The organism is Streptococcus infantis, from assembly GCF_001579645.1.
In the GTDB taxonomy this organism is placed as follows: Bacteria; Bacillota; Bacilli; order Lactobacillales; family Streptococcaceae; genus Streptococcus; species Streptococcus infantis_E.
The window spans coordinates 106,451-117,461 of record NZ_KQ970821.1; the positions used below are offsets into that span (position 1 = coordinate 106,451).

The window sequence follows — 11,011 nt, forward strand, 5'->3', positions numbered from 1 at the left end:
GTCTCAGATATTTAAGGCTTATTTTACAAAGTCAAGCAATGCCAAGAAGCTTTCTGGGTCAAGTGATGCACCACCAACAAGAGCTCCGTCAACGTCTGGACAAGCCATGTATTCAGCAACGTTTTCAGGTTTAACTGAACCACCGTATTGAACACGTACTTTGTCAGCTACTTCTTGACCGAAGTCAGCAGCTACAACGTCACGAACAACTTTACACATTTTTTGTGCATCGTCTTGTGAAGCTGATTTACCAGTACCGATAGCCCAGATTGGCTCGTATGCGATAACTGTTGAAGCTACTTGTTCTGCAGTCAATCCTGCAAGAGCAGCAGAAACTTGAGCACCTACGAATTCTGCTGCTTTACCAGCTTCGTAAGTTTCAAGGCTTTCACCACAACAGATGATTGGAAGCATACCGTTTGCAAAGATTGCTTTTGCTTTTTTGTTGATATCTTCGTCTGTTTCGTGGAAGTAGTCACGACGTTCTGAGTGACCGATAACAACGTAGTCAGTACCGATTTCTTTCAAAACTTGTGGGCTAGTTTCACCAGTGAAAGCACCAGCATTTTCAAAGTAGCAGTTTTGAGCAGCAACTTTAAGGTTTGAACCTTTAGCAGCAGCAAGCACAGTTGTCAAATCAAGAGCTGGAGCTGCGATACCTGCTTCAACAAGGTCTGCTGAAGGAAGTTTTGATGCTACAGCTTCAACGAATGCTTTTGCTTCTTCTGGGTTTTTGTTCATTTTCCAGTTCCCAGCGATAAATGGTTTACGTGACATTTCACATACCTCTTTTTTCATTTTATTTTCTACTTATTTTATCATATTTAAAGATAGCTTGCAAATCTTACTCTGTAACTAGAAGTCTTCTTTTCAAAAACTTTCCAGTTGCCGTTTTTATCTAGAAGCTGGCTTTCTCCTGGTTAATTTGACCACTGCTTCTGTTCTAGCCGTGTGTGGAAACATATCAACAGACTGGATATAGTGTAGATCATAGACCTCTACTAGACGGACTAAATCACGCGCCAAGGTAGACACATTGCAGGAAACATAGACCATCTTTTCAGGAGCATACTTGACAATGGTATCCAAGAGCTTATCATCTAAACCTGTACGTGGCGGGTCTACAATCAAAGCATCTGCACGGTAGCCTTCCTTGTACCAACGAGGAATAATTTCTTCTGCAGTTCCTGCTTCATAGTGAGTATTGGTATAACCCATGCGCTTAGCATTTTCTTTGGCATCCTCAATAGCTTCTGGAATAATATCCATCCCCCTCAGATTTTTAACTTTTTTGGCAAAGGCAAAACCAATGGTTCCAACACCACAATAGGCATCAATCAGGTTGTCGTCCTCAGTCACGTCCAATGCTTTAACAGCTTCACTATAGAGGATTTCAGTCTGTTCAGGATTGAGCTGGTAAAAAGCTCGAGGTGAAAGAGAAAATTCATAATCAAGAACACCCTCACGTATACTATCCTGCCCCCAAATAATCTCGGTCTTGTCTCCATAAATCTCACTGGTTTTCGCAGTATTGGTATTGACTGCAACTGTCACCACTTCTGGAAAATCCTTGACTAGGTCTTGAACTAAGAGAGTCAGATTCAATTGGCGATTAGTAACGATAATGATTTGAACCTGCCCAGTTTTCCGTGCTCGACGAACCATGATGGTCCGAACCCCAAGGATTTTCCGTTCATCTGTAATCGGAATTTGATGATAGGTCAAGAGTTCAGCAATGCGATTGGCAATAATCTGCGTGTCCTTGTCTTGAACCAGACAGTCTTTTAGCTCAACCAAGTAGTGAGAATTCTGAGCATACAAACCAGCCTTGACTTGACCTTTAAACTTTCGCGTTTGGAATTGCAGTTTAGCCCGATAATACTTGGGTTTCTGCATGCCAATGGTTGGTCTGATTTCATAGTTTTCATAGCCAGCAGGTGCAAATTTCTTCAGAGCTTGATGGAGGAGATCCGTCTTGAACTCTAGCTGCTTGTCATAATGCAGATGCATGATTTGACAGCCTCCACACTCATTATAAATGGTACAGTCTGGAACCACTCGAAACTTAGATTTTTTATTGACCTCAAGCAGTTTAGCCTCAACGTAGTTACGCTTAACCGAAGTCACCTGACAATAGATATCTTCTCCCTTGAGGGCACCTGGAACAAAAACGAGGGTTTTCTGGAAAAAACCAATTCCTTCCCCGTTAATCCCCATGCGCTTAATTTTTAATGGAATTTTTTGTTTGACTTTTAGATTCATAAGTCTATTATACCACGTAGTTTCTCAATGGTTAAGAATATGTTACTAATAAAACCATGAATACAAAGATATCTTTTTCCTCATTGGATTTTCCTGAGCAATTACGAACTTATATAGAGGGGACAAGCCTTTCTGACAGCTCTTCTCATTCAGGCGCAAGGGTCCTTTATCTTGACTCAGGTTACTATTTAAAAATTGATCAAAAGGGAAGATTAGAGCGAGAAGCTAGCATTGCGAGTTGGTTTGAACAAGAGGGAATAGGAACTCCTGTTATCGACTATGTATCTACGGATAAAGACTACCTCCTGACTAAAGAGGCTATTGGTCATGATTCTCTCGCTTTTTTAGACCAGCCAGAAAAAATCTGCCGAACAGTGGCAGAGGCTCTTAAAAAGCTTCACAGCTTAAACCCACAAAATTTTCCATCAGAAAATCATTTAAAATCCTATAAAGACAGAGCCTTTAAAAACTATGAAAAAGGGGAGTTCTATGCCAAGGCGCTCCTACCCCAATTCCAGATTAGCAGTCGCGAAGAGGCCTTCCAACTCATCCAAGAACAAGGGCACCTTTTAGAAACAGATGCCTTTATTCACGGGGACGCCTGTCTACCAAACTTTATTCTCAAAGATGCTGACCACTTCTCTTGTTTTATTGATCTTGGTTTGGCTGATTTCAGTGACCGACATATCGATCTTTTTTGGGCAGTTTGGTCCCTCAATTACAACTTAAAAGATCCCAAATATGCTGAACTATTTCTCGACTATTACGGGAGAGAGCTGGTTGATAGCAACAAACTTCGACTCGTTGCTGCCTTCGAAGCGTTTGGATAAAAGGAAAAACATGAAAATCACAAAACTTGAAAAGAAAAACAGACTCTATCTGCTCGAACTTGATAACGACCAAACCTGCTACATTACAGAGGATACCATTGTTCGCTTTATGTTGACTAAAGGGAAAGAGATTTCAGCTGAAGAACTAACTGAGATTAAATCCTTTGCACAATTTTCCTACAGTAAAAATCTAGCTCTCTACCACTTATCCTTCAAGGCTCGTACTGAAAAAGAAGTTCGAGATTATCTTGCCAAACATGAAATTGATGAGAAAATCATCCCCAGAGTTATCCAGTCTTTAAAAGATGATAATTGGATTAATGATCGCCAATATGCTTATGCCATCATCAATTCCAATCAGCTTTCAGGAGATAAGGGAAGCTATATGCTGATGCAGAAGATTTCTCAAAAAGGTGTTGCCAAATCCATTATCCAAGAAGTCTTACAAGAATTTGACATGACGGAAGTCGCAGAACGGACAGCTGAAAAACTACTGAAAAAATACCAGGGTAAATTACCTGCCCGTGCTCTACAGGATAAGATTATCCAAAGTCTAACCAATAAAGGATTTTCCTACACAGAAGCCAAAACAGCCTTCGACCAATTAGATAGCCAGGTCGAAGAAGAAACCGTTCAGGAGTTGATCTTTAAAGAGTTAGATAAACAATACCAAAAATACTCACGAAAGTATGAAGGATACGAACTGAAACAACGTTTGACCCAAGTTTTAGCTAGAAAAGGTTATGATTTTTCGGATATAGCTAGCGCTCTCAGAGAATATCTTTAATTTTTTCATGAAAAAACTAAGAACTTTAAACAAAAATGTGATACAATAGTAAACGATAAACTTATAAATTGTAGAAAGTTGGTTAGTTATGAAACTTCCAAAAGAAGGCGACTTTATTACAATTCAAAGTTATAAGCATGATGGGAGTCTCCACCGTACTTGGCGAGACACCATGGTACTAAAAACAACAGAGAACGCTATTATCGGCGTCAACGACCACACACTTGTTACCGAAAGTGACGGTCGTCGTTGGGTGACTCGAGAACCGGCTATTGTTTACTTTCACAAGAAATATTGGTTTAATATTATCGCTATGATTCGTGAAAATGGTATCTCCTACTACTGCAATATGGCAAGTCCTTACTATCTGGATGAAGAAGCTTTAAAATACATTGACTATGATTTGGATGTTAAAGTGTTTACAGATGGTGAAAAACGCCTCTTGGACGTTGAAGAGTATGAACGACACAAGCGAAAAATGAAGTATTCTTCTGATCTAGACTATATTCTGAAAGAGCATGTTAAGATTCTTGTTGATTGGATTAACAATGAGCGAGGTCCTTTCTCAGAAGCCTATGTCAACATTTGGTACAAACGCTACGTAGAACTAAAGAATCGGTAAAGTTGTCAGAGGTCAGGATTAAAATCCTGACCTCGTTTTTTGATTTTCAACGGGCCTTTGAGTGGCGACTAATTGAACTGTTTATCAGCATTCTAAATTCCAAAAAATACTTTTAACCTAAACTTCATGTTTATCCACAAATCTTAAGTCTCAACTAGTTTATTGAAGGCTCGCGAGTCATGGGCTAGGAATTCAAAGATTGGTCCATCGATTTCTCTCCATCACCTTTCCCTAGTAAAAAACCTGCCTTGAGGCAGGTTTTCGTCTAAATATCTAACTTCGTAACAGTGAACTTGATATGCGAATAGTCTTTTTCGATATCCTTATCTACCATAAAGGCTGTTGCATCCTTCTTGACCTGTACCAAGTCAATATTTTGAGCTTGAGCGGCATAGACACAGCCACAATAACACTGGCGATAAATGTCGTACTCTTCACACATTTCTACAGAGCGTTTATAGCCTTGATTTTTCTTAAAATCACTCGGAAGATAATGAGTGGTGTAGATTTTCTGCACATCAATCCCGATACTATTGATGGTTTGTGAATTTTTGTGAGGACTGATGGTTAGGGCTGAACCGAAGTAATCAAATCCTAAGTCCATAGCCACTTGGGCTGTCTTGTCCAAGCGATAGTCAAAACAAACCTTGCAGCGATCGCCACCTTCAGGTTCTTCTTCCAAACCTCGGACCAGTTGACGGTATTCGTTGGGTTCATAAGGTGCTTCTAGATATTGAACATTATTTCCTGTTCGCTCATTGAAATCACTGACAAATTTTTTGGTCACATAGGCACGCTTGTGATACTCAGCTTTAGGATGGATATTTGAATTAGCAAAATAAATGGTTACATCTGCATACTTGGTCAAATACTCTAAAGTATAGGTGCTACAAGGAGCACAACAGACGTGCATGAGAATGGTTGGTCTCTCTTCATTTTTTTCCCAAACTTGAACCATCTTTTGCATGACACGGTCATAGTTGATCTTTTGATTGGGATTCATCTTACTTAGAATTTCTTCTACATCGATCATACTCTTCTCCTTTTCCTCTTGCTATTGTACCACAGGATGATCCTTTGGGCAAATAGGTTTTCGTGCTTTACTCAGTTTTTAAGTCCTTATCTAATAGCTTGCCCATCCTTGTCAGACTGATTATTAAGATAGGACAGGTTAAAAGCAAGATAAGACCTAGAACTAAAAAGACAGCTACAAGACCCCAACGATCAATCAACCAACCTGTCAATGGGAAAATGACAATCATAGAAAGACTAAAGAGCATGGAATTGATACTAAGCATAGTTGCTCTTACACTGGAAGGTAAATAACCTTGTAAGTCATTGAAATAGATAGGCTGATAAACTGCATAAAGTGTATTGGTTAAAAGATATACAAGAAGAAAAGCAAAGGGGGTTCCTGAAAACACCAACAACAAGGCCAAGCCCGTTAGTGCAACAAGAGTCGGAAAAACTCGATTGCTATTCCATTTTTTACCGATTTGACTAGCTACATAAACCGCTATAAGATTTAACCCACTACCAATCAGCATGACCAGTGAAACCTGCCATCCTGCTAAGTCACTTATTTTCTGCTGATAATAAAAGTAAAACATGCACATGAGTGTCCCTACTAGCTGATAAGTCAGCATCCAGTAAAAGAGTACTGGTTTTTCCTGCCATTCTTTACGAACTTGCTGGACAATCATTTTAAAGGTTAAGACTTCATTTTTCTCTCTCTTGGCCATTGGTTCTTTCATAAAATAAATCAAAATGATAGAAAGAAATGATAATCCAATAGCAATTAGATAGGTCCAAGCCAATGCTCCGTGAATAAAGAAGCCTGCCACAACTGTACCTAGGGTTCGGGTGACTTCTGCCACACCAGACAAAAAGCTAGAAATCTGAAGATAACGGTCCTTTTGACCAGCTTCAACTGCTGAATCATATAAGAAAGCGGTGCTGGTTCCCGAGTCAAAATTATAGGACCAAGCGTTGACCATCATAGCAAAAGCATAGATCCAAAAATTCCCCTGACCAAACAAAATCAAGATAGAGGACACAATACTAGCCAAGCGAGCCAAATAGAGATTGGTCTTGTAGCTAAATCGATCGGCCAACATACCAGACGGGATTTCACACAAGAGACTTGTACCGTGAAAGATACTTTCTAATAGACCGATTTGAAGTAAGGAAAGACCATTCTGAATGAAAAATAAAATCCAAAAACTGGTAATTCCAAAATAAGAAGTGAATTCCAGACCTGCTAGGAGTGGAATATTGCGTTTGTAAGTTCTTTTAAACATCGTTTTCTCTCTTTCAATATATAATATGAGTTTTTCTAAAAGACTTACTTAGAGTTGCCTACATTTTCTCCACCTCTTTCATTTAAAGTAATACTCAATGAAAATCAAAGAGCAAACTAGGAAGCTAGCCGCAGGCTGTACTTGAGTACGGCAAGGTGAAGCTGACGTAGTTTGAATTTGATTTTCGAAGAGTATAAAAACGCCAGACGGCGTTTTTATGGCTATTAAGGTTTAATACGATGCAACATACGTGGGAATGGAATGGCTTCACGGATGTGTTTAGTTCCAGCTGCGAAGGTTACCATACGCTCGATACCGATACCAAATCCTCCGTGTGGCACTGTACCGTATTTACGAAGGTCAAGATAGAATTCATACTCTGTACGATCCATACCAAGTGATTCCATCTTAGCGACAAGGGCATCATAGTCTTCCTCACGCATGGAACCACCGATGATTTCTCCGTAACCTTCTGGTGCAAGCAAGTCTGCACAAAGCACGCGATCTGGGTTCCCAGGAACTGGTTTCATGTAGAAGGCCTTGATGTCTGCTGGGTAGTTAATCACGAAAGTTGGTACACCAAAGTGATTTGAAATCCAAGTTTCGTGTGGTGAACCAAAGTCATCACCATGTTCAAGATGCTCGTAGTCAGCGTCTTCATCATTTTCATGCTCTTGCAAGAGGTCAATGGCTTGATCGTAAGTGATGCGTTTGAATGGCTCTGCAATGTAGCGTTTCAAAAGCTCAGTGTCACGTTCCAATGTTTCCAAGGCTTGAGAAGCACGATCAAGAACACCTTGAAGCAATGCTTTTACATAAGCTTCTTGCAAGTCAAGTGACTCATCGTGTGTCAAGTATGAGTACTCCGCATCCATCATCCAGAATTCAGTCAAGTGACGACGAGTTTTAGATTTTTCAGCACGGAATACTGGACCAAAGTCAAAGACACGGCCTAGAGCCATAGCACCTGCTTCAAGATAAAGCTGACCAGATTGGCTCAAGTAGGCTGGTGTTCCAAAGTAGTCAGTTTCGAAAAGTTCTGTTGAATCTTCTGCTGCATTTCCTGAAAGAATTGGGCTATCAAATTTCATAAAGCCGTTCTTGTCGAAGAACTCATAAGTTGCATAGATGATGGCATTACGGATTTGCATGACAGCAACTTGCTTACGAGAACGAAGCCACAAGTGACGGTTATCCATCAAGAAGTCTGTTCCATGTTCTTTTGGAGTGATTGGGTAATCTTGAGATTCACCGATCACTTCGATATCTGTAATATCCAACTCGTAACCAAATTTAGAACGTTCGTCTTCTTTGACAATCCCTGTCACAAAAACAGATGTTTCTTGGCTTAGGCGTTTGATGGTGTCAAATTTTTCAAGACCTACTTCTTCTCCAAATTTTTCGATAAAGTTGGGTTTGAAAGCCACGCCTTGGAAGAAGGCAGTTCCGTCACGCAATTGCAAGAAGGCAATTTTCCCTTTTCCAGATTTGTTGGCAACCCAAGCACCGATAGTGACTTCTTGACCAACGTAATCTTTTACTTCGATAATTGTTACACGTTTTGTCATCATTTATCTTCCTTTTTTCGTTTAACTTGTCTAAAGACATTATTACCCACTATTGTACCACAAATAATGCCTGATAGCTAGCTAGTTTGATAGAAATTCATAAGTTTTTAGCTACAAAAACCTCCGCAAAGAGGACGGAGGTTTAACTTCTTATTTTTCCATAAATAGGTGCAAACGACGAATAGCTTCTTTAAGAGTTTCCAAGTCTGTCGCATAGCTGAGACGAACATTCTCTGGCGCACCAAAGCCTGCTCCTGTAATCAAGGCCAGACCAACTTCCTCAAGGATAGTCGTTGTAAATGCTGTTACGTCGGTATAACCTTTCATTTCCATGGCTTTTTTAACATTTGGGAAGAGATAGAAAGCTCCTTGTGGTTTGACAACCTCAAAGCCAGGGACTTCACACAAGAGTGGATAGATGGTATTCAAACGTTCTTCAAATGCTTGACGCATAACTTCCACAGAATCTTGCGGTCCAGTTAGCGCTTCGATAGTTGCGTATTGAGATACAGCAGTCAGGTTAGAAGTCGTTTGACCAGTCAATTTGCTCATAGCAGCAATAATTTCTGGATCACCTACTGCATAACCTACCCGCCAACCAGTCATAGCATAAGCTTTAGATACACCATTGATGACGATGGTTTGCTTGCGAATGGCTTCTGACAGACTAGAGATTGGAATAAATTCATTTCCGTTATAGACCAAACGACCATAAATATCATCTGCTAGGATGAGAATGTCATGTTCAACAGCCCAATTTCCGATAGCCAAGAGTTCCTCACGAGAATAAATCATACCGGTAGGATTAGATGGGGAGTTCAGAACCAAGACCTTGGTCTTATCTGTGCGAGCTGCTTCTAATTGCTCCACAGTTACTTTAAAGTGATTGTCTTCCTTGGCTTGGACAAAGACTGGAAGGCCTTCTGCCATCTTAACCTGATCCCCATAGCTAACCCAGTAAGGTGTTGGAATGATAACCTCATCTCCAGGATTAATCACAGCCATAAAGAAAGTATAAAGGGAGAACTTGGCACCGGTAGCAAATGTGACCTCATTAGCCGCTACAGAATAACCATAATAACGTTCAAAATAGGTATTGACCGCTGCTTTTAATTCAGGCAAACCTGAAGCTACCGTATAGAAAGAAGCACGTCCATCTCGAATAGCCTCAACAGCAGCATCTTGAATATTTTCAGGAGTATGAAAATCGGGCTGACCTAAAGTTAAGAAAAGAACATCTTTTCCTTCAGCCTTTAATTTCTTTGCTCTTGCATCACTAGCCAGAGTGACACTTTCTTCCATTTCTAAGACACGTTTAGATAATTTCATAGTTTCTCCTTTTCGATTAGGGCACCAGATTCAAAATCCACTAGATAGTAGTCTCCACCAGACTTGATTTCCCAGACAGGCTTATCAGCATACCGCCCAAAGGTAATCGCGTCAATATCAGTTGCTCCTTTTTCTCTGACAACTGCTTCTGCTTTTTCTTGTGAAGTGCCACTTTCTAGTTGATACACATAGATTTTTTGACTATTTTTCTCAATTAAAACAGCTACTGGCTTTTGATTCTTGTCTTGGCCAAGGACACTAAAATAGCTCTCTAAACCATTGAAGAAATCAACCTGACTGACCGTTTCTAGATTCGCATACTGCTTGGCAAGCTTTTCCCCTTCTACCTTTGCTGTCTGATAAGGTTTCATGCTAAGCCACACCAAATAGAGAAAGGAGGAAGTCACAACTAGTGCCAGCAGGGTCATACCAATACCGTACTGAAATAATAAGGAATTTTTTTCTTTTTTCTGTCTCATTTTCACTCGTCTATTTTACCATCTATCCAAGTGAATTACAAGTGAGTAAAAGAGGAGGATTTGTCTCGGAACTTCTCTTATGACAGGAATATATGACGCTTGAATCATTGATTTCACAGACTTTTCATAATCTCTACTCCTAAAAATAATCTTGACTATCATCGATTTTATTTTCTGGGCAAATTTCTTGCAAATGATTTCGTTTTGTTGTAACATTTTTTATAACAACAGAGAAAGCTCTGATTAAAATATAAAGGAGACTCCCTATGTCTAAAAAAGTATTATTTATCGTTGGTTCACTTCGTGAAGGTTCCTTCAACCACCAAATGGCGCTAGAAGCCGAAAAAGCTCTTGCAGGTAAAGCTGAGGTTAGCTACCTTGACTACTCAGCAATCCCACTTTTTAACCAAGAACTTGAAGTTCCAACTCTTCCAGCTGTAGCAGCAGCTCGTGAAGCTGTTCTGGTTGCTGATGCTATCTGGATTTTCTCTCCAGTCTACAACTTCTCAATTCCTGGAACAGTTAAAAACTTGCTTGACTGGCTTTCACGCGCTCTTGACTTATCTGAAACTAGTGGTCCATCTGCCCTTCAAGATAAAATTGTCACTGTGTCTTCAGTAGCAAATGCAGGTCATGAACAACTCTTTGCAATCTACAAAGACCTCTTGCCATTCATCCGTACACAAGTTGTAGGTGAATTCACTGCAGCTCGTATCAATGATTCTGCTTGGGGAGATGGCAAATTAGTCCTTGAAGACAGTGTTGCTACTTCACTAAAACAACAAGCTGAAGACTTGGTTCAAGCTATTCAATAATTGAATTGAAAAAAAGAGG

Annotated in this window: 11 protein-coding genes; 4 read left to right on the plus strand and 7 right to left on the minus strand. The window is 40.0% G+C overall.

Annotated elements, in window-relative coordinates; translation table 11 throughout:
• Positions 1 to 18: 18 nt before the first annotated feature.
• Entirely contained in the window at positions 19 to 777 is a 759-nt protein-coding gene (gene tpiA / locus SINDD18_RS06905; RefSeq protein WP_000087887.1) for a triose-phosphate isomerase, read from the minus strand.
• 117 nt (positions 778 to 894) lie between these two features.
• Positions 895 to 2,262: a 23S rRNA (uracil(1939)-C(5))-methyltransferase RlmD gene (rlmD, locus tag SINDD18_RS06910; RefSeq protein WP_061863592.1), complete on the minus strand. Its 1,368-nt coding sequence runs from the start codon at positions 2,260 to 2,262 to the stop codon at positions 895 to 897.
• Positions 2,263 to 2,318: 56 nt separating this feature from the next.
• Between rlmD and SINDD18_RS06915 the strand changes: the two genes are divergently transcribed.
• The 3 genes from SINDD18_RS06915 to ntdP all read left to right on the plus strand — a co-directional run bounded on the left by SINDD18_RS06915 (position 2,319) and on the right by ntdP (position 4,501).
• Positions 2,319 to 3,092 (plus strand): aminoglycoside 3'-phosphotransferase, encoded by a 774-nt coding sequence (locus SINDD18_RS06915; RefSeq protein ID WP_061863593.1) that lies wholly within the window; start codon positions 2,319 to 2,321, stop codon positions 3,090 to 3,092.
• Positions 3,093 to 3,102: 10 nt separating this feature from the next.
• Positions 3,103 to 3,879, plus strand: coding sequence for a recombination regulator RecX (recX, locus tag SINDD18_RS06920; RefSeq protein ID WP_061863594.1), 777 nt, complete (start codon positions 3,103 to 3,105; stop codon positions 3,877 to 3,879).
• A gap of 88 nt (positions 3,880 to 3,967) precedes the next feature.
• Positions 3,968 to 4,501 (plus strand): nucleoside tri-diphosphate phosphatase, encoded by a 534-nt coding sequence (gene ntdP, locus SINDD18_RS06925; RefSeq protein ID WP_000775325.1) that lies wholly within the window; start codon positions 3,968 to 3,970, stop codon positions 4,499 to 4,501.
• 265 nt (positions 4,502 to 4,766) lie between these two features.
• On the opposite strand, the gene SINDD18_RS06930 is transcribed toward ntdP, so the two are convergent.
• The 5 genes from SINDD18_RS06930 to SINDD18_RS06950 form a co-directional block, all read right to left on the minus strand.
• Positions 4,767 to 5,534: an epoxyqueuosine reductase QueH gene (locus SINDD18_RS06930; RefSeq protein ID WP_045763552.1), complete on the minus strand. Its 768-nt coding sequence runs from the start codon at positions 5,532 to 5,534 to the stop codon at positions 4,767 to 4,769.
• A gap of 67 nt (positions 5,535 to 5,601) precedes the next feature.
• The gene (locus SINDD18_RS06935; protein WP_061863595.1) at positions 5,602 to 6,801 is read right to left on the minus strand and encodes an MFS transporter; all 1,200 of its coding nucleotides are present in this window, start codon (positions 6,799 to 6,801) and stop codon (positions 5,602 to 5,604) included.
• A 224-nt stretch (positions 6,802 to 7,025) separates the two neighbouring features.
• Positions 7,026 to 8,369 (minus strand): asparagine--tRNA ligase, encoded by a 1,344-nt coding sequence (gene asnS, locus SINDD18_RS06940; RefSeq protein ID WP_061863646.1) that lies wholly within the window; start codon positions 8,367 to 8,369, stop codon positions 7,026 to 7,028.
• A gap of 150 nt (positions 8,370 to 8,519) precedes the next feature.
• A complete protein-coding gene (locus tag SINDD18_RS06945) occupies positions 8,520 to 9,698 on the minus strand; it encodes a pyridoxal phosphate-dependent aminotransferase (protein WP_061863596.1) in 1,179 nt (392 codons plus the stop codon).
• The gene (locus tag SINDD18_RS06950; RefSeq protein ID WP_061863597.1) at positions 9,695 to 10,183 is read right to left on the minus strand and encodes a cell wall elongation regulator TseB-like domain-containing protein; all 489 of its coding nucleotides are present in this window, start codon (positions 10,181 to 10,183) and stop codon (positions 9,695 to 9,697) included. The genes SINDD18_RS06945 and SINDD18_RS06950 overlap by 4 nt, the downstream gene beginning before the upstream one ends.
• A gap of 260 nt (positions 10,184 to 10,443) precedes the next feature.
• Between SINDD18_RS06950 and SINDD18_RS06955 the strand changes: the two genes are divergently transcribed.
• The gene (locus SINDD18_RS06955; protein WP_061863598.1) at positions 10,444 to 10,992 is read left to right on the plus strand and encodes an NADPH-dependent FMN reductase; all 549 of its coding nucleotides are present in this window, start codon (positions 10,444 to 10,446) and stop codon (positions 10,990 to 10,992) included.
• The last annotated feature ends 19 nt before the right edge of the window (positions 10,993 to 11,011 follow it).

Coding starts and splice junctions, on each gene's coding strand:
- tpiA (WP_000087887.1), bottom strand. CDS start 777: ATGTCACGTAAACCATTTATCGCTGGGAACTGGAAAATGAACAAAAAC.
- rlmD (WP_061863592.1), bottom strand. CDS start 2,262: ATGAATCTAAAAGTCAAACAAAAAATTCCATTAAAAATTAAGCGCATG.
- SINDD18_RS06915 (WP_061863593.1), top strand. CDS start 2,319: ATGAATACAAAGATATCTTTTTCCTCATTGGATTTTCCTGAGCAATTA.
- recX (WP_061863594.1), top strand. CDS start 3,103: ATGAAAATCACAAAACTTGAAAAGAAAAACAGACTCTATCTGCTCGAA.
- ntdP (WP_000775325.1), top strand. CDS start 3,968: ATGAAACTTCCAAAAGAAGGCGACTTTATTACAATTCAAAGTTATAAG.
- SINDD18_RS06930 (WP_045763552.1), bottom strand. CDS start 5,534: ATGATCGATGTAGAAGAAATTCTAAGTAAGATGAATCCCAATCAAAAG.
- SINDD18_RS06935 (WP_061863595.1), bottom strand. CDS start 6,801: ATGTTTAAAAGAACTTACAAACGCAATATTCCACTCCTAGCAGGTCTG.
- asnS (WP_061863646.1), bottom strand. CDS start 8,369: ATGACAAAACGTGTAACAATTATCGAAGTAAAAGATTACGTTGGTCAA.
- SINDD18_RS06945 (WP_061863596.1), bottom strand. CDS start 9,698: ATGAAATTATCTAAACGTGTCTTAGAAATGGAAGAAAGTGTCACTCTG.
- SINDD18_RS06955 (WP_061863598.1), top strand. CDS start 10,444: ATGTCTAAAAAAGTATTATTTATCGTTGGTTCACTTCGTGAAGGTTCC.